The organism is Azonexus hydrophilus (assembly GCF_038368255.1).
GTDB lineage: Bacteria > Pseudomonadota > Gammaproteobacteria > Burkholderiales > Rhodocyclaceae > Azonexus > Azonexus hydrophilus.
Genome location: NZ_CP151406.1, coordinates 1,321,392 through 1,339,149, shown reverse-complemented (window position 1 = coordinate 1,339,149; position 17,758 = coordinate 1,321,392). Strand labels below are relative to the sequence as shown.

General features: G+C 65.6%; 19 protein-coding genes. 7 read left to right on the top strand and 12 right to left on the bottom strand.

Going from position 1 to position 17,758, the window contains the following annotated elements; translation table 11 throughout:
• Nucleotides 1–5: 5 nt before the first annotated feature.
• The 3 genes from AADV58_RS06550 to AADV58_RS06540 all read right to left on the bottom strand — a co-directional run bounded on the left by AADV58_RS06550 (nt 6) and on the right by AADV58_RS06540 (nt 2,865).
• Complete coding sequence (locus AADV58_RS06550; RefSeq protein WP_341744369.1) at nt 6–941, bottom strand: GlxA family transcriptional regulator; 936 nt, start codon at nt 939–941, stop codon at nt 6–8.
• Between the two features lie 13 nt (nt 942–954).
• On the bottom strand, nt 955–1,305 hold the full coding sequence (locus AADV58_RS06545) for a hypothetical protein (RefSeq protein WP_341744368.1): 351 nt from the start codon (nt 1,303–1,305) through the stop codon (nt 955–957).
• Nucleotides 1,306–1,638: 333 nt separating this feature from the next.
• A complete protein-coding gene (locus tag AADV58_RS06540; protein WP_341744536.1) occupies nt 1,639–2,865 on the bottom strand; it encodes an IS256 family transposase in 1,227 nt (408 codons plus the stop codon).
• Nucleotides 2,866–2,955: 90 nt separating this feature from the next.
• Here AADV58_RS06540 and AADV58_RS06535 point away from each other — a divergent pair, with 90 nt between their 5' ends.
• Nucleotides 2,956–3,447 carry a hypothetical protein gene (locus AADV58_RS06535; RefSeq protein ID WP_341744367.1) on the top strand — a complete coding sequence of 164 codons (492 nt, stop codon included), beginning with the start codon at nt 2,956–2,958 and terminating at the stop codon, nt 3,445–3,447.
• Nucleotides 3,448–3,474: 27 nt separating this feature from the next.
• Here AADV58_RS06535 and AADV58_RS06530 read toward each other — a convergent pair whose 3' ends face one another.
• The gene (locus AADV58_RS06530) at nt 3,475–4,818 is read right to left on the bottom strand and encodes a (Fe-S)-binding protein (RefSeq protein WP_341744366.1); all 1,344 of its coding nucleotides are present in this window, start codon (nt 4,816–4,818) and stop codon (nt 3,475–3,477) included.
• Nucleotides 4,819–4,944: 126 nt separating this feature from the next.
• Nucleotides 4,945–5,670, bottom strand: a complete 726-nt coding sequence (locus AADV58_RS06525) for a uracil-DNA glycosylase family protein (RefSeq protein WP_341744365.1) — start codon at nt 5,668–5,670, stop codon at nt 4,945–4,947.
• Nucleotides 5,671–5,754: 84 nt separating this feature from the next.
• On the opposite strand from AADV58_RS06525, the gene AADV58_RS06520 reads away from it, so the two are divergent.
• The 4 genes from AADV58_RS06520 to AADV58_RS06505 all read left to right on the top strand — a co-directional run bounded on the left by AADV58_RS06520 (nt 5,755) and on the right by AADV58_RS06505 (nt 10,298).
• On the top strand, nt 5,755–7,167 hold the full coding sequence (locus AADV58_RS06520; protein WP_341744364.1) for a PLP-dependent aminotransferase family protein: 1,413 nt from the start codon (nt 5,755–5,757) through the stop codon (nt 7,165–7,167).
• Nucleotides 7,168–7,277: 110 nt separating this feature from the next.
• Nucleotides 7,278–8,669, top strand: a complete 1,392-nt coding sequence (gene ccoG / locus AADV58_RS06515) for a cytochrome c oxidase accessory protein CcoG (RefSeq protein WP_341744363.1) — start codon at nt 7,278–7,280, stop codon at nt 8,667–8,669.
• 106 nt (nt 8,670–8,775) lie between these two features.
• The gene (locus AADV58_RS06510) at nt 8,776–9,600 is read left to right on the top strand and encodes an AraC family transcriptional regulator (protein ID WP_028996136.1); all 825 of its coding nucleotides are present in this window, start codon (nt 8,776–8,778) and stop codon (nt 9,598–9,600) included.
• Nucleotides 9,601–9,668: 68 nt separating this feature from the next.
• Nucleotides 9,669–10,298 carry a LysE family translocator gene (locus AADV58_RS06505; protein ID WP_341744362.1) on the top strand — a complete coding sequence of 210 codons (630 nt, stop codon included), beginning with the start codon at nt 9,669–9,671 and terminating at the stop codon, nt 10,296–10,298.
• On the opposite strand, the gene AADV58_RS06500 is transcribed toward AADV58_RS06505, so the two are convergent.
• The 7 genes from AADV58_RS06500 to AADV58_RS06470 all read right to left on the bottom strand — a co-directional run bounded on the left by AADV58_RS06500 (nt 10,206) and on the right by AADV58_RS06470 (nt 16,358).
• Nucleotides 10,206–10,967, bottom strand: coding sequence for an HAD family phosphatase (locus AADV58_RS06500; protein WP_341744361.1), 762 nt, complete (start codon nt 10,965–10,967; stop codon nt 10,206–10,208). The genes AADV58_RS06505 and AADV58_RS06500 overlap by 93 nt on opposite strands.
• A gap of 15 nt (nt 10,968–10,982) precedes the next feature.
• Nucleotides 10,983–11,798: a phosphodiesterase gene (locus AADV58_RS06495; RefSeq protein ID WP_341744360.1), complete on the bottom strand. Its 816-nt coding sequence runs from the start codon at nt 11,796–11,798 to the stop codon at nt 10,983–10,985.
• 9 nt (nt 11,799–11,807) lie between these two features.
• A complete protein-coding gene (locus AADV58_RS06490; RefSeq protein WP_341744359.1) occupies nt 11,808–12,845 on the bottom strand; it encodes an ABC transporter ATP-binding protein in 1,038 nt (345 codons plus the stop codon).
• Nucleotides 12,842–13,666 carry an ABC transporter permease gene (locus tag AADV58_RS06485; RefSeq protein ID WP_121458384.1) on the bottom strand — a complete coding sequence of 275 codons (825 nt, stop codon included), beginning with the start codon at nt 13,664–13,666 and terminating at the stop codon, nt 12,842–12,844. Before AADV58_RS06485 ends, AADV58_RS06490 begins: the two co-directional genes overlap by 4 nt.
• Before the next feature lie 9 nt (nt 13,667–13,675).
• Nucleotides 13,676–14,488 (bottom strand): ABC transporter permease, encoded by an 813-nt coding sequence (locus AADV58_RS06480; RefSeq protein WP_028996140.1) that lies wholly within the window; start codon nt 14,486–14,488, stop codon nt 13,676–13,678.
• Nucleotides 14,489–14,550: 62 nt separating this feature from the next.
• On the bottom strand, nt 14,551–15,573 hold the full coding sequence (locus AADV58_RS06475) for an ABC transporter substrate-binding protein (protein WP_245580575.1): 1,023 nt from the start codon (nt 15,571–15,573) through the stop codon (nt 14,551–14,553).
• Nucleotides 15,570–16,358, bottom strand: a complete 789-nt coding sequence (locus tag AADV58_RS06470) for a DeoR/GlpR family DNA-binding transcription regulator (RefSeq protein ID WP_043421927.1) — start codon at nt 16,356–16,358, stop codon at nt 15,570–15,572. The genes AADV58_RS06475 and AADV58_RS06470 overlap by 4 nt, the downstream gene beginning before the upstream one ends.
• A 230-nt stretch (nt 16,359–16,588) precedes the next feature.
• On the opposite strand from AADV58_RS06470, the gene AADV58_RS06465 reads away from it, so the two are divergent.
• Together AADV58_RS06465 and AADV58_RS06460 are read left to right on the top strand one after the other, a co-directional pair.
• Entirely contained in the window at nt 16,589–17,323 is a 735-nt protein-coding gene (locus AADV58_RS06465; protein WP_028996143.1) for a cytochrome c biogenesis CcdA family protein, read from the top strand.
• 85 nt (nt 17,324–17,408) lie between these two features.
• A complete protein-coding gene (locus AADV58_RS06460) occupies nt 17,409–17,723 on the top strand; it encodes a hypothetical protein (RefSeq protein WP_341744358.1) in 315 nt (104 codons plus the stop codon).
• Nucleotides 17,724–17,758: the final 35 nt, after the last annotated feature.

The following is a 17,758-nucleotide window of genomic DNA, read 5'->3' as shown; positions in this document are numbered from 1 at the left end:
CTGTTTCAATCGCCAGAACATCCTGGCGAACCCTTGGTGTGCTGTTTCCACACCCGGCGCAAATCGCGCGCCGAGGCAAAGCCTGCCCCTGTCGCCGCACGCTCAACGCTCTGTCCCATAGCGATCAGCTGGCGCGCCAGTTCGACGCGCAGGCCGCGCCGGTAATCGAGGATGCCGACTCCCGCCTCGTTGCGGAACAGCCGACTCAAGTGGCGAGGACTGACATGCACCTTCGCCGCGATCTCGCTCACCGACAGATCAGCTGCCGGATCGCGGGCAATCAGGTCCTGCGCCTTGTGCACCGCGGGATGCAGGTGATTGCGGTGGGCCAGCCAGGGCGACAGCTGCGGGTCGGCGCCGGTGCGCCGCAAATAGATCACCATCCGCCGCGCCACCTGCGTCGCCAGCGGGCCGCCGGCAAAGCGTTCGACGATGGCCAACGCCAGATCGACGCCACCAGCGATGCCGGCCGAGGTGAACAACGGCCCGTCTTCGACGAACATTCGGTTCTCCAGTACCTGCGCGCGTGGTGCCCAGTCGCGCAACATGTCGATCAGCGCGTGGTGCGTCGTGCACCGGCGGCCGTCGAGCAAGCCGGCGCGCGCCGCCAGCAGCGCGCCCGAGCAGATACAGGCGAGCCGGTGGCGGGCCGGATCGAACTGCGCGTGCAGCCAGTCGATGATCGCCAGGGCCGCCGGCGTCGCGTAATCGCGCGGCTCGTCCTCGGTGCCGAGCAGGAAGACCAGGGTGTCGTCGGCCAGCGTTTCCGGCAGCGGATCAACGCGATTGACCACGCCCAGCGAATTGACGCACTCGGCCTGCGGCCCGACCACGCGTAGACGAAACGGGGCGCCGGCCTGCGCCGCCATGTGGATGACCTCAGCCGGCCCGGCGAAATCGAAGGCCGTGTGTTTTGGGTGCAGGATGAACAGCATGTCCATGGAAAACTCCCGATCAGGCCGGACGCAGCAAACCCGGCGCGTCGGCCGCGCCAGTGTCGCACGAAGCGCCGCCCAGCAGCTCGGCGGCCCAGCCGAGGCGGCGCAATTCGGCCACCAGCCCGGCAGCGCCGACGCCAGCCACGATCACCCGCGACGCCCGCCGCCGCCACAACCAGAAGTGCAGCGCCAGCGGCACGCCGGCCCCGGCGAAGCGCCGCTCGACCGGCACCGGCCAGCCCTCGGCAGCCCCCAGCGCCACCGCCGCCGCGCCCTGCCACCAGCGCTCGAACAACCTCCGCGACAGCGGCGAATCGGCATCGAGCCCGGCCGGCGGCGGCAACAACAACAGGACTTCGCGCTCCATGATCGTCTCCCGTGACGGTTTCCCTGGAGACGAAGCTTAGGCGGGCAGCAGAACCGGCGACAGACCGGAACGGGACCGGAAGCGGACGGAATCGGACATGTTTTTGGCTAAAGGTTGGCCAAAAACAACGCAAAATGACAAATAGCTTCCATGCAGGCAAAATACCAAGGCTGCTAGCCGTCTAATGAGAGAGACCTGAGTGACCACTCTCGCGGCCGAGCCGGGTCACGCATCCCCAGCTTGTAGCTCGACAACGACTGGAATCGCCTTGATCATCCGCTACGCCAACAGCCTGTTGAGGGTGTCCGGAATTTTGTGTAAACGGGGTTGGGATTAAGCGTTGTCCATCCGGTCTTCGAACTGGATAGTAAAGCGAGTCAGTGCGGCCTTCCAATCCCGAATGGGCATGGTCCATTTCCGGCTGATATTGCGTAGCGCCAGGTAGAACAGTTTCAGCAGCGCTTCATCGCTCGGGAACGAACCACGGTTCTTGGTGATTTTGCGCAGACTCATGTTCACCGACTCGATCGCATTGGTCGTGTAGATGACCTTGCGAATCTCCGGCGGGTAGTCGAAGAACGGGATGATCCTCGGCCAGTTCCGACGCCAAGACTGACTGATCGGCAGGTAGGCATCGTCCCATTTGTCCTCGAATTCGCCGAGCATCTGCTCGGCCTCGTCAGCGGTGGCGCAGGTGTAGATTCGCTTCAGGTCAGCGGCGAACTCCGGTCGCATTTTCCACGAGACGTAGTTCAGGCTATGCCGCACCATATGGACGATGCAGAGCTGAACGGCAGCCCGGGGATAGACAGCCTCAATGGCCTCCGGGAAGCCCTTGAGGCCATCGACGCAGGCAATAAAGATGTCCTGTACGCCACGGTTCTTCATCTCGGTGATGACCTGCAGCCAGAACTTGGCGCCCTCGGTCTGGGCAATCCATAGGCCCAGCACTTCCTTCTCGCCAGCCATGTTGAGGCCGATGGCGAGATAGACCGCCTTGACCCGCACACTGCCGTCCCTGACCTTTACGTGGATGCAGTCGAGATAGACGATGGGGTAAATGCTATCCAGGGGCCGGGACTGCCAAGCCTTGACCTCTTCGATCACGGCATCGGTGACGGAGGAAATCAAGGTCGGCGACACCTCGGTGCCATACATCTCTTCAAGATGGGCCTGTATCTCGCGAACCGTCATTCCTCGGGCGTAGAGCGACAGTATCTTGTCGTCAAAGCCGCTCCAGCGGGTCTGGTGCTTCGGGATCAGCTGCGGCTCAAACGTACCGTGGCGGTCACGGGGAATCTCAATGGGCAGTTCGCCGAACTCGCCCTTCAAGGTCTTCTTGCTCTTGCCGTTGCGGGTATTGCCGGCAGGATTCTCTACCGGCTCATTCTTCCCGTGGCCGAGGTGATCGGCCATCTCCGCTTCCAACGCCTTCTCGACCAGTAGCTTGGTCAGTTGCTTGAGCAACCCATTCTCGCCAATCAGGTCTTCCGGCTTGCGGTAGTCAGCCAACAGGCTATCCAGTAACTCCTTGGGTACTGCTTTCTTTCCTACGGTCATCATCGCTCCTGGCAATGTGGCAGTTTCCTGCCGGGTGACCGTTTACACAACAATTCTTACACGCTCAGCCTGTTTAAAACTGCGGCAAGCTTGCCGTTCACGCTCTTTTCAGTCATCAACCTATTCCCGCTTGGTACTGCGACAGCGGAAGGCTGGTTCGCCTTTCTGACCATGCTGATGATTACGCTCGTCTGCGCATTTACGGAGTTCCGTGATCGGGCAACCTATCTGGAAATCCAGTCCCGAGCCGGAAAGCTCATCCTGACTCGCCCGTATTTTCTGCTGTTCAAACGGAAATACTTGTTCAAAATCGAAGAGTTTTCATCAGTACGTTCTTACATCATCACAGGTCCGGGAAAAACAAGAAACCTGGTCGAACTCGTTACCAGCCACGGAGGCGAGGCGCTTCCCGTAGCCGAGTTCCCCTGCCAATGGTCCACGCCATCGAAATTTGACGAATCTGCCGCTGCGAAAAACTTGCGCCGAGCCATCGCTCAAGAACTGGAGATTGAGGATGCAGGCTTCCTCGGCGCACGCTGGCAGGGTGCGTATCTTTCTCCAAGAACCAGACACATCGACTAAATCTCGCGGAGTAACCCCAAAAAATTTTCAGCAGCCCAGTGCCTGTTCCAGCAACACCGCCACATGCACCGCCTGGCGCCCGCTGCCATCCCTGATCTGGTGCCGGCAGGAAAAGCCGTCGGCGACGATCACGGTATCGGCGCTGGCGGCGCGCACCGCAGGCAGTAGCGCGAGTTCGCCCATCCGTACCGAAGCATCGTGGTGTTCGGCTTCCAGGCCGAAGCTGCCGGACATGCCGCAGCAACTGGCGTCGATAATCTCGAACTCGAATTCTGGAATCCAGCCGAGCACCTTCTTCACCGACTTCATCGCGCCGAAGGCCTTCTGGTGGCAGTGGCCATGCACCAGCGCGCGGCCGCCGGGGATGGGCTTGAGGTCGAGCTTCAAGCCCTTGTTGCCTTCGCGCATCAGGAATTCCTCGAACAGGAAGGCCTGTTTCGAGAGCTGGCCGACCTCGGGGCCGAGTCCGAGGCTGTAGAACTCGTCGCGCAGCGCCAGCAGGCAGGAGGGTTCAAGGCCGACGATGGGCGTGCCGGCGGTCAGCGCCGGGGCGAGCGCGGCCATGACCCGGCGCGCTTCGAGCTTGGCTTCCTCGACCATACCTTGCGACAGGTAGGTTCGGCCGCAGCACAGCGGGCGCTCGGGTTCACCGTCGGTTTTTGCCGGTTCGAGCACCTTGACCGCGTAACCGCCGGCGCGCAGCACTTTCAACGCGGCGGCGGCGATTTCGGGCGTGTAGTAGTGGGTGAAGGTGTCGACGAAGAGCACGACCTTGCCGCGCTCACCGGTCGTTGGCGCGGCGTCGGCCTGGAAGCCGGCGGCGACGATCTGCGGGATCGGCCGCCGCGCCGAGATGCCGAGCCAGCGCTCGGCGAGCTTTGCCACCCAGGGCGAATTGTTGCGCCAGCGCACCAGCGCCTGCAGCGTCGGCCGCCATTCGTGCAGCCAGCGGGGCAGCGCGCCGAACAGCCGGGCCCGGCGCGGCACGCCCTGGCGCTCGTTCTTCTGCGCCAGGTATTCGGTCTTGATCAGCGTCATGTCGACGGCGCTCGGGCATTCCTTCTTGCAGCCCTTGCACGACACGCAGAGGTCCATCGCGGCGGCGAGGTCGGGATGGTCGAAAGGATCGTCGCCGAGTTCGCCGTTGAGCGCCGCCTTGAACGCCTTGACCCGGGCGCCGGTGGAATGCGCCGGGTCGTACGTGATGCGGTAACTCGGGCACATCACGCCCTTGCCGTCGCGCTGGCACTGGTGGTTGTTCATGCACACCGCCACCGCCTTGGCGTAGTTGCCGCCGGTGGCGGGAATGCCGGCATAGGCGTCGCCAACGCCGTAGGTGTCGTAGGCCGACCAGTCGAGATGGGTTTTCATGACTGTCAGGCAAGCAAAACCGGCGCCACAATAAAAACCATTTAAATCAATCCACTACAAGCCGCCACACCTGTTGCATTCCCGACAATGCAGAAATCGCGATGCCCCTAGACGCCGCCCCGATGGTCAGGCCGGCCACAAACCCATGTCGACCATCTGCCGGGTGGCTTCCGGCGCCCAGCCGCGATTGGCGGCCGGGCTGGCCGGGCTGGGGTGGAGGATGCGACCGAAGCGGACCGGCAGACCGGCCAGGGCGATGGTGGCGCGCTTCTCGGCCCAGGCACCGACGCCGATCACCCATTCCGCCTGTAGCGCCTCGACCATGCGCCGCAGGTGGGCGTCGCAGGCAGCCTGCAACGGCCCGGCTTCGGCAGCGGGCAGTTTGTCCGGGGTCAGGTTGCGGCCTTCGTCGAAGAAGACCAGCGGGCAATAATTGGCGACGAAATGCTCGGCAAAGAAGGCTTCCGGCGTACCGAAGCGGTCGCGGAACAGGCCCCACAGGCGCTGCCCGCTGACTTCGCCGCGCTTGCAGGCAAAGCCGTCCACCGGCTTCTTGGGATTTTCCAGCGCCGGCTTGCCAACCGCGCCGGACAGGCCAAGCCAGTCACGCACTGCGGCGATCTCGCCAAACGGCACGCCGGTCTGAGCCATGCCGAACGGGCCGGGATTCATGCCAAGGAAGACGATCCGCTTCTTGTTGCTGCCAAAACGCTCCAGGTAGGCGCGATGCACCGTCCAGGCGTAGTCGAGCGGGTTATAGACATGGCTGACCGGCGCCGCGAAACGCATCGCGTCAACTTCGTGTGAAAGTATCTGGGCGGCGTCAACAAGGCGGGAGGCAATGGCAGTCATCGGCAGAAGGGGCAACGGTGAAAGGCCGGGATTATCCCAGATATCCAGCCGATGGCCGGCGGACGGACCTGATAACATCCGGCCATGAGTCGCTACCGGGAACTCGCTGCGCACACGGAAAAGCTGATCGCCGACGGCCTGCTTCGTCCGGGCGAGCGCCTGCCTTCGGTCCGCAGCGCCTGCCGCAGCCACGCGGTCAGCCCGATCACGGTGACCCAGGCCTACTATCTGCTGGAGAGTCGCGGGCTGATTGAAGCGCGGCCGAAGTCGGGCTATTTCGTTCGCGCCCGGCTGGGCCAGCGCCTGGCCGAGCCGGCGATGAGCCACCCGGTCGGCGGCTCGACGCAACTTCAGGTCAGCGATTTCATTTTCCAGATCCTGGACAGCGTGCGCGACCCGGCTGTCGTTCCGCTCGGTTCGAGCTTTCCCGACCCACGACTGTTTCCGCTCGACAAGCTGGGGCGTCATCTGGCCAATGCTGCCCGCCGCTTCGATCCGCTGGCCAGCCTCAGCGACCTGCCGCCGGGCAACGAGGAGCTGCGCCGGCAGTTGGCGCTACGCTACCTGGCGCTCGGCGCCGACGTCTCGCCGCAGGAGATCGTCATCACTTCGGGTGCCATGGAAGGGCTCAATCTCTGCCTGCAGGCGGTCACCCGGCCCGGCGACCTGATCGCCGTCGAATCGCCGACTTTCTACGCCGGCCTGCAGGCGAGCGAACGGCTCGGGCTCAAGGTCATCGAGATTCCCAGCCACCCCCGCGCCGGGGTCAGCCTGCCGGCGCTGGCCGAGGCCTTGCGCCGGCATCCGGTCAAGGCCTGCCTGTTCATGCTCAATTTCGCCAACCCCACGGGTAGCCGGGTCGCCGACGAACACAAGCGGGAACTGCTGGAACTGCTCGATCGCCACGAAGTACCGCTGATCGAGGACGATGTGTACGGCGAACTGCATTTCGGCCCGCAAGCGCCGCTGTGCAGCAAGGCCGCCGACCGGCGCGGGCTGGTCATGCATGTCTGTTCGTTCGCCAAGAGCCTGGCGCCGGGATACCGGATCGGCTGGGTCGCTGCCGGCCGTCACGCGCGCAGCATCCAGCGCCAGAAGCTTTCGCTCAGCCTGGCGACGACGGTGCCGGTACAGATCGCCATCGCCGATTACCTCAGACAGGGCGGCCACGAAAACCATCTGCGCCGTCTGCGCAATACGCTGGCCGCGCGGGAAGCGGCGCTGGTCGAAGCGATCGAGCGGCATTTCCCGCCCGCCACCCGGCTGGCGCGCCCCGAGGGCGGTTATTTCCTGTGGCTGGAACTGCCGCCTCAGGTCGATACCCTGCGGCTCCACCAGCAGGCGCTGGCGCAGGGCATCAGCATCGCCCCGGGACCGATCTTTTCGGCCAAGCGGGAGTTCGGCCACTATCTGCGGCTCAATTTCGGCCACCCCGACACCGCGGCAATGACGGCGGCAACGGCGGTTCTCGGCCAGTTGATCGAACAGCAGCTATAGCCGGCAATCTGTGCCTATCGGAAATCACAGCATCTGAATCTGTTCCCATTCCAGGCCGGGTGATTTACTCCGCCCCGATCGTCTCGACATCGCGACCGGAAGGAAACGGAATGCACAAACCCATCACCAAAGCCCAGGAAGCCAGGCTGGCCTTCTATCGGAACAAGGGAAAAATACACGCCAGAGCCACCGCGGGGAAATTCAACCGCCTGCGCTGGACCATGGTCTGGCTGACCCAGATCGTTTTCTACGGTACTTGCTGGCTGAACTGGGAGACGAACGGGGTGACGCGGCAAGCTGTCCTGCTCGATATCGCGCACGAGAAGTTCTACCTGTTCGGCCTCGTCCTCTGGCCGCAGGACGCCCTGTTGATGGCTTTTGGCCTGATCCTGGCGGCGACGGCCCTGTTCTTCGTGACCGCCATCGCCGGCCGCCTGTTCTGCGGCTTTGCCTGCCCGCAAACGGTGTACACCGCGATCTTCGCCTGGATCGAAGCCAGGGTGGAAGGCGACCACCTGGCTCGCCTGAAACTCGACCAGAGTCCGCTGAGCGCCCGCAAACTCGGGCTCAAGGCGATCAAGCACGGCTTGTGGCTGCTCTTCGCCGCGTGGACGGCGATCACCTTCGTCGGCTACTTCACCCCCATCCGCGAACTGCTGCCGGCCGTGCCGGCAGGCCGGCTGGGCCCTTGGGAGAGCTTCTGGCTCATCTTCTACGCAGCCTTCACCTACGTCCAGGCTGGCCTGGCGCGCGAGGCCGTCTGCCAGCACATGTGCCCCTATTCCCGCTTCCAGGGCGTGATGTTCGACCCGGACACCCGCAACGTTGCCTACGACCCGGCCCGTGGCGAACCACGCAACAGCCGCCGTCAGGCCGGTAGCAGCGGTGACTGCGTCGATTGCGGCATTTGCGTGCAGGTCTGCCCGACCGGCATCGACATCCGCGACGGCCTGCAGTACCAGTGCATCAACTGCGGCCTGTGCATCGACGCCTGCGATCAGGTGATGGACAAGATCGGCGCGCCGCGCGGACTGATCCGCTTCATGTCCGAACGCGAAGTTGGCGGGGCAACGCCAACCAGGGGCTGGATCGGGCGACCCCGCGTGGCCGCCTACGCCGCCCTGTTGCTGGTGTTCTCGCTGCTCGCCGGGTGGGCGCTGGCCGAGCGCTCGCTGCTGCTGGTCGATGTACTGCGCGACCGCGGTGCCCTGCACCGGGAAACCGCCGACGGCACGATCGAAAACGCCTACACGCTCAAGCTGATGAATCTCGACGAGAACCGTCGCAGCTTCACGGTCGATGTCAGCGGCCCGGCCAATATCGGCATCGTCGGCGAACGGGAGTTCACCGTCGAGGCCGGCAGCATCCGGCCGGTTTCCCTGACCGTCGCCGTCCCCGCCGACAGCGGCGCCAGCGGCATCCAGCCGATCCAGTTCCGGGTCTGGGACCAAGACCGGCCAGCAAGCTCGGTGCTGGAAAAGAGCAGTTTTGTCCTGCCTTGAGGGCCAGTGGAACCAAGCGGCGGCTCAGCCCGATTCGTGCAGCTTGATGAGCGGCTGACCGGCAAACTCTCCGCGCGACAGGCAAGATTCCTGAGAAAATCGCCGCATGCAAGCAAGCCCCCGCCCTGTAGCGGCCAGCCGGCCGCACTTCCACCGAACGCCCGCCCTGCCTTTCGTCGAAGCACGCAGTGCCGCCGACTCGCAGGCCTGCTACCGACCGCATGCCCACGCCGAATGGTCGATCGGCGCGGTCGACGCCGGCAGCAGCCGATTTTCCGTCGGCGCGGAGGAGCGTCGGCTCGTCCCCGGCGACCTGGTCGTCATTCCGCCCGAGCGCGTCCATGCCTGCAACCCGCAGGCGCATGGTCGCTGGAGCTATCGCATGCTCTACATCGACGCAGACTGGATGGCCGACTTCCTGGCGACGACCCCGTTCGCTGCCGCATTGACCGACGCTGCCTGGCGGCACGCCCGCTCCCCGCTCGCCTACCGTCGCTTCGCCGAGGTTTTCGCAGCAGTCCGCACCGGCGCCGATGCCGGCCGTTTTGCCGAGGCCCTCGGCCAACTGTTCGTCGCGCTGAGCGAACCGCTCGCCGTCGCGCCGCCAATCGACGCCCTGCCGCCCGCCATCGCCAACGTCCGCGACTGGCTGGACGCGCATTGCGACGCAAGCATTCCGCTCACCGAACTCGCCGCCCGCGCCGGCCTCAGCCCCTACCAGTTGATCCGCCGTTTCGTCCGCCACACCGGCATGACGCCGCACGCCTATCAACTCGACCGCCGCATCCAGCGCGCCCGCCGCCTGCTCGCCGCCGGCACGCCGATCTGCGATACCGCGCTGGCTACCGGCTTTGCCGACCAGAGCCACTTCCACCGCAGCTTCCGCGAACGCGTCGCGGCCACCCCGGGGCAGTACGCCAGGCGGCGCTGAGCCGCGCAATTTCGTCCAAGACCGACCGGCACCGGCTGGCGATACTCCGCCCATTTGCGGAAGCCGCCATGCCCTTCGACTTCACCCAGTTCGGCCTCGTCGCCAGCGCCCACTTCGTCGCCCTGCTCAGCCCCGGGCCGGATTTCTTCCTGATCATGCGCACGCGCATCGTGCACGGCCTGCGCCCGGCCATCGCCACCAGCCTCGGCATCGCGCTGGCCAACGCCGCCTACATCGCCCTGGCGCTGACCGGCGTGTCACTCCTGGCGCAGTGGCCGCAACTGTTTGCTGTGCTGAAGTGGGCCGGCTGTCTCTATCTGGTCTGGCTCGGCCTGCTGTTTCTGCGCAGCAACGGTCGGCTGCCGATCACCGACGCAGCCCCCTCGGCGACGACAAAACACTTTGCCCGACTGGCACCGCATCTGCTGCAGGGTTTCCTCTCCGGCATCCTCAACCCGAAGAACTCGCTGTTCTACGCCCTGCTCTTCGGCGCCCTCATCGCGCCAAACACGCCGGCCGGCGAACAGGCGCTTTACGGCCTGTGGATGGCGAGCATCGTCTTCGCCTGGGACGCCCTGATCGCCCATAGCGTCGGCCAGCCCCGGCTACTGGCCTGGTTCCACCGCCACCTGCGCGGCATCGAGCGGGTCTCCGGCACGGTCATGCTCGCCATCGCCGCCGGCATCGTCCTGCGCTGAAGCCGGCCAGGCCCGCCATTGCTGCACCGGCCAGCCCAGGCGGTGGGCGTGCGCGGCCAGCGCCGGGTCGGCATTGACCGCACAGGGCAACGTGGCCAGTTCGAGCAGCGGCAGGTCATTGTGCGAGTCGGAATAGGCGTGCACCTGCGCGAATCCGGCCAGGCTCAGCCCCTGCCCGGTCAGCCAGGCCTCGACCGCAGCCGGCTTGCGCGGGCCGAAGCTGATCTCGCCGACGACGCGCCCGCTCAGGCGGTCGCCGACGATTTCGGCGTGCGGCGCGATCAGCGCCAGCGGGCCGAACAGCTCGGCAATCCCGGCGGCGAGAAAATCATGGGTTGCGGTGACGATGGCCAGCCGGTCGCCGCGCTGGCGATGCGCGTCGACGCTGGCGAAAGCGGTGCGCGAAATGCGCGGCGCGATCGCCTCGGCGACGAAACGGTCGCGCCAGCCCCGCCATTCGGCGAGCGGCCGGGTGCTCAGCAGCGACAAGTGAAAAGCCAGGTAGGCGCCGATGTCCAGGCTGCCCGCCTCGTAGCGTGCGTACTCTGCGGCCTGGCGCTGCAGCACGTCGGCAGGCAGTTGCCCGGCAGCCACCAGGTAAGCCAGCCAGAGGCTGTTGCTGTCGCCGTCGAGCAGGGTGTGGTCAAGATCGAAAAGTGCCAGATGCATGCTTGTTGGTGCCGCTCAGTCGATGAGCGCGCCGCTTTCATCGAAGAAGGGATAAGGACCGGCGAAATCGCCGATGTTCGCGACATGGCTGACCAGCACGCCGTCGTGCCAGCGGTGCAGCATGAAGCCCGGCGGCTCCATGCGGAAACCGCTGGGTGCCTGTTCGCGCAGGTCGAGCGCGACCTGGTGGGCGGTACTCGGGCAGGTCAGCGCCGCACGGCCGCCGACCATGGCGTGGATGGTCCGGTGCAGGTGACCGCACAGCACCCGCTGCACCTGCGGATGCTGCTCGAGGAGCCGGGCAAAGGCCTCACGACCGCGCAGGCCGATGCGGTCCATGTGGCCGATGCCGGTGGCGAAGGGCGGATGGTGCATCAGGATCAGCGTCGGCGCCGCAGGCCGTTCGGCCAACGTGCGTGCCAGCCAGTCGAGGCGCTCGGCGCAGAGTTCGCCGCCGCCCTGGCCGGGGACCAGGGTATCGAGGCCGACGATGCGCAAGGGGTAATCGTCGATCGCGAACTGCAGGAATCCCGAGGCCGGAAAATAGCCGGCCGGCGCGAAGGCGCGGCGCATCGCCTCGCGTTCGTCGTGATTGCCGGGAACGACGACCAGCGCTTGCGGCAAGGGCGCCAGGATGGCTTGCAGGCAGGCATATTCCTCGGCACTGCCGATATCGACCAGATCGCCGGTGAGGACCACCAGATCGGGTTGCGGATCGAGTTTGCGCAGCGCGTCCACCGCCGCCTTGAGGCAGGCAGCGGTATCGACCCGGCCATAAGCCAGGCGACCGGCGTTCTTGATGTGGGTATCGGTAAGTTGGGCAATCAGCATCGTCGTCTCCTAGAGCACCATCAGGCCGTGCCGCTCGACCGCCAGCGCGACCGTTTCGCCGTGCCGGTATTCGCGGCGGGCCGGGGTTTCGAGGACCAGCGGCCGTTCCTCGCCGACATCGACGAACAAGCGTACATGGTCGCCGCAGAAAAAGGCCGCGCTGACCGTGCCGTGCAGGCTGGCTGCCTCGCCTTCGGCGGCGATGCGCGTGTCTTCCGGCCGAAAGAGGATTTCCCGGGCTGTCGCCGGCAGTTCCGGCCAGGCAACGTAGCCGCCGGGACAACGGAAGACTTCGCCCTCGGCATGGCCGCTCAGGCGGTTCATCGTGCCGATGAACTCGGCCACGTAGCGCGAGGCCGGCCGCTGGTAGATGTCGCGCGGCGCGCCGACCTGGGCGATGCGCCCGTGGTCCATGACGACGATGCGGTCGCCCAGCGCCATCGCCTCGGCCTGGTCGTGGGTGACGTAGATCGCGGTGATGCCCAGTTCGCGCAGCAGGCTGTCGATTTCGAAGCGCAGGGTGTCGCGCAGCTTGGCGTCGAGCGCGGTCAGCGGCTCGTCGAGCAGCAAGGCGCGCGGCCGCACGGCCAGCGCCCGGGCCAGGGCGACGCGCTGGCGCTGGCCGCCGGAAAGCTGGTCGATGCTGCGGTCGGCCAGCCGTTCGATACGCATCAGGGCGAGCATCTCGCCGACCCGGGCACGCTGTTCGGCGGCCGACTGGCGGCGCAGGCGCAGCCCATAGGCGATGTTCTCGGCCACGCTCATGTTCGGAAACAGCGCATACGACTGGAACACCATGCCGACATTGCGCTTCTCGATCGGCAGCGCGGTGACATCCTCGCCACCGAACAGGACCCGGCCGCCGGCATCGGGCTGTTCGAGGCCGGCGATCAGGCGCAGCGTGGTCGTCTTGCCGCAGCCGGACGGCCCGAGCAGGACCAGGGTTTCGCCGGCGGCAATGGCCAGGTCGACCGGTTCCAGCGCGCGCGTACCGTCGGTGAAGGTTTTGGCGCAGTTTTCCAGGGAGATGGGGACGGCTTGCATCATGAATCGTTCTCGGCAGAAGGGTCGCGCTCGGCGAAGACGGTGCGGCGCGGCCGAGCCAGCGCCTGCAGGGCGAGCAGCAGGGGGGTGATGAGCAGAAAGAAGATCAGCGTGTAGGCGCTACCGATCTCCAGGCGCAAGGAAGCGTAGGCGTCGGCCAGGCCGACCGGCAGGGTCTTGGTGAATGGCGTATGGAGCAGCCAGGTCATGTTGAATTCGCCCATCGACAGCGTCACCACCATCAGCGCGCCGGCCAGGATGCCGTTGCGGCAGTTGGGCAGGACGATGTCGCGGAAACGCTGGGCGAAACCGGCGCCGAGCGAGGCGGCGCCCTCTTCCAGCGTCGGCAGGTCGATCACGCTGAGCACGGCGAGTACCGAGCGGACCATGAAGGGCAGCGTGAACAGCACGTGGCCGACCAGGATGAAGGCGGCCGAGGTGCGAAAACCGGCCAGGCCGCCGTAGGCGACGATCAGGCCGAGCGCCGTGGCCAGCCCGGGAACGGCCACCGGCAGCATCAGCAGTTCCTCGATGGCGCGGGCCAGGCGGCCGCGCGAGCGGGCCAGCAGATAGGCCAGCGGCACGCCGAGCAGCAGCGTCAGTACCAGGCAGGCGAGCGCCAGCCCGAGCGACAGGAACAGCGTATCGCGGTAGCCGTCCCAGACCTCGAGGACCCAGCGCAGCGTCAAGCCGCTTTCCAGGCCGACGAAGTAGTTGACCGTCAAACCAGCGAGGATGGACATCACCACCGGGACGACGAGAAAGGCGCAGACCGCGATGGTGAAGGCGAACTGCAGGCCGTACAGGAATCTTCCGTGTTGCATCGCGCCTCCTCAACCGGCCGCGGCCACGGTGCTGCCCGAGGCGCTGCGCGCCACGGCCAGCGCCAGCCAGGCGACTGCCCCCAGCGAAAAGCTCAGGGCGGCGGCCATGGCGATGTTGGCCGACATCGTGAATTCGGTGTAAATAACCATCGGCAGCACCTCGATCCGCGTTGCCAGCGTGAACGCGGTGCCGAAGGCGCCGACGGCAGTGGCGAAGCAGATCGCGCCGGCCGAGATCAGGGCCGGTCGCAAGCCGGGCAGGATCACGTCGCGGACCACCTGCCAGGGTGTCGCGCCGAACGAGCGGGCGGCCTCCTCGAGGCGCGGATCGAGCTTTTCGGCGGCAGCCATGATCGTCAGGATGGTCCGCGGGATCGAGAAATAGACGTAGCCCATGCACAGCCCGGCCAACGAGTAGGCGAAGATCGGCCGCTCGCCGCCGAACATCGTGAACACTTCGCCGATGATCCCCTGGCGGCCGGCCAGCATGATTACCATGAAGCCGACGACGACGCCGGGAAAGGCCAGCGGCAGCGTCATCGCGGCGACCAGCGCGGCGCGTCCGGGAAAACGGTGGCGCTCGAGGAAGACGCCGGCGATGCTGCTGATCGCCAGGGTCAGCACGGTGGTGACGGCGGCAACGGCCAGCGTCGTCCACAGGGCGCGGAAATAATTGGCGTCGGTGACGATCGCCAGGTAGGCCAGCCAACCGCTCTCGCCACTGGCGCCGATGAAGAACAGGCGGGCCATGGGCAGGAGGAAGAAGGCGCTGAAGAACAAGGCTGCCGGCAGGAGCAGCAGCAGGAACTGACGACGGGGCATGGTGTTTCGATCGATCGACGGCGGAAAAACTGCGGGCGCCGCCAGGGGCGCCCGCAGCAGGGTCACTTCACTTCGTTGCGGTAGCGCTCGATGATCGCGGCCTGGGCGGCGGCGAGCTTCTTCAGGTCGACCGGCTTGGCGCGGGCGTATTCGCTTTCCGGCAGGAACTTGGCCTTGGCCTCGGCCGACAGCTTGTCGGCGAACACCGGGCGCAGGAAGGCATTGCCCCACATCGCCTGGCTTTCGTCGGAGAGGACGAAATCGAGCACTTTCTGGCCGTTGGCTGCATGCGGTCCGTTCTTGACCAGCCCCATCACGTACGGGAAGACCAGCGTGCCTTCCTTGGGAATGACGAAGGCGACCGGCGCCATGTCCTTGTACTGGCCGCGGTAGGCGTTGAAGTCGTAATCGAGCAGGATCGGGATCTCGCCGGAGATGACGCGGGCGTAGGAAGTCTGCTTCGGCACGATCGGCTGGTTCTTATGCAGTTCCTTGAAGAAGCGGATCGCCGGATCGAGGTTGTCGTAGCTGCCGCCGAGCGCCAGATTGATGGCCATGACGCCGAGTTGGCCGACCGCCGCCGAGGTCGGGTCGAGATAGCCGACCAGGCCCTTGTATTCCGGCTTGAGCAGGTCGCTCCAGCTTTGCGGTACCGGCTTGCCGCCGAGCGCGGCCTTGTTGACGAAGAGGCCGAGGGTGCCGGAATGGATGGTGAACCAATGACCTTCCGGATCCTTCAGGCTGGCCGGAATCTTGTCCCAACCCTTCGGCTTGTACGGCGTCAGCACGCCGGCGTCGCGCGCCGGATCGGCGGCGATGCCGCCAAGGTAGGTGACGTCGGCCACCGGACTGGCCTTCTCGGCGATCAGCGCGGCAATCGACTGGCCGGAGTTCTTGTTGTCCGGCGGCACGACGATGTTCAGGCGACTGCGAATCGCCTTCAATTGCGAACCCCAATCCGCCCATTCCGGCGGGCAGTTGTAGCAGATGGCGGTTTCCTGGGCGCTGGCGGCGCCGGCGGCGAAGAGTGCGGCGCCACCGACGAGGGCAGCGGCCAGGGTACGGACGAAACGCTTGGGCATCATGGTTGTTCTCCAGAGGTTGGGGGAAGGGTTGGCACGACAACGCGGACGCCGGCCGTCGCCAGCATCGCGCGGATCAAGGGGGGGAGCGGACGGTCGCTATAAACGGCGCTGGCATCGGTGATATGGCCGCCGCGCACGGTCGCGTCGCGGGTGAATTTGCTGTGATCGACGACCAGGAAGCGCTGCCGACAATGGCGCATCAACGATTGACGCATGGCCACCTCGTCGAGACTGAAATCGAGCAGGGTGCCGTCGGGCGCCACCGCACCGACGCCGAAAATCCCGATATCGACGCTGAAACGCGAAAAGAAGTCGTGCGCCTCACCGGCGACCACGTCGAGGTCGAGATTGCGCACCCGGCCACCGGCGACGACCAGATCGCAGTCTGGGTTGCGGGCCAGACGCATGGCGGCATTGAGGTTGTTGGTCATGACCCGCAATTGCGCATGATGAACCAGCGCCAGCGCACACAACTCGGGCGTGGTGCCGATGCCGATGAACAACGAGGCGCGTTCGGGTACATCCTCAGCGAGCAATTGGGCAATCGTCCGCTTGGCCGCCAGATTCAATTGCTGCCGCGCCGTATAGGCGAGATTCTCGCCCTGCTGCGGCAGTTCGACGCCGCCATGGCGGCGGCGCAGCAGGCCCTGATCGTTGAGCGAATTGACGTCGCGCCGGATGGTCTGCGGCGTAACGCCGAATTCGCCGGCCAGCGCGTCGATGGTCTGGAAACCTTTCTGATTGACCAGCTCGACGATTGCCCGAGCCCGTTGTTCCGCCAGCATGCCTGCCCTCTTCCGTGAAATGTCGTTGATGCGCGTTAGCGCAAGTTCGTTCGAAATAGTAGGCAGCCGACATTTCAGGAAGATTGCGTTCAAATGAAAACATTGACACTCATTTGAAACAAACCAAAGAAACACAGCAGACAGAGCGGCCAGATCGTATTTGCAACCGCCACAATCCCTGTAAGAAATCCGCCCCCCGCCGCGACCAATCTCCAACTCAAGGAGACGTCATGCTCGAAACCCTTTCCCCCGCCGTTCTCGGCCTCGCCCTGCTGGCCGGCAGCCTGACCACGCTGTCGCCCTGCGTCTTTCCCGTGTTGCCGCTGGTCGTCGGCGGCGCCGTGCAGCAGAACAAGCTCGCGCCAGTGGCGATGGGCGTCGGCATGGCGCTGTCGTTCGCCTTGATCGGCATGCTGCTCGGCGCGCTCGGGCCGGCGCTGGGCATCGACGGCGACCATGTGCGGACGTTTGGCGGTTGGCTGCTGCTGACTTTCGGCCTGGTCATGCTGGTGCCGGCGCTGAACGCACGCTTCACCGAATGGATGCTGCCCATCGCCAGTCAGGCCAATGCTGCGTCGGCGCGGCTGAATGGCGGCTCGCTGGGCGGCGCCTTTTTGCTCGGCGGCGTGCTCGGGCTGGTCTGGAGTCCCTGTTCCGGCCCGCTGCTCGGCGCCGCGCTGAGTCTGGTCGCAGCTGAAGGCGGCGCCCTGCGCGGTGGCGTCGTGCTCGGTCTGTTCGGCATCGGCGCGGCGGTGCCGCTGGTCGGCGTCGCCTATGCCTCGCGCGCCGGCTTCGGTCGTGCCCGTGGCTGGGTCATGCAGCACATCGGTCGGATCAAGACCGTGTTCGGCGTCCTGCTGCTGCTCACCGGCATCGCCATCCTCAGCGGCGCCGACAAATGGCTGGAAGCCATCATCGTCGAACGTTTGCCGGATTCCTGGGTCCGACTGACCACGCTGTTCTGAAATCTTCTGTAAGAAAGTCGGCCGTGACGCCGACCAAGCAACAGGCAGGCTTTCTGCCATCACCCCCACCTCAATGGAGATCATCATGAAAAAGCAAACCCTCACCTCGCTGGCCATCGGTTCCGCCTTTGCCGCCGTCGCCCTGACCCCGGTTGCCCACGCCGCCGACAATCCCTTCGCCGCCAAGCAACTGTCGGCCGGCTACCAGCTGTCGCAGGCCGACACCAAGGGCAAGGAAGGTAAATGCGGTGAAGCCAAGTGCGGTGCCGACAAGAAGGCGAAGGACGCCAAGTGTGGCGCCGACAAGAAAACGGATGCCAAGTGCGGCGCTGACAAGAAGCCGGCCGACAAAAAGGCTGACGGCAAGTGTGGCGAAGCCAAGTGCGGCGCCAAGAAGTAAGACGCTGAACCAGCAGGCCGGCGCTCGATGCCGGC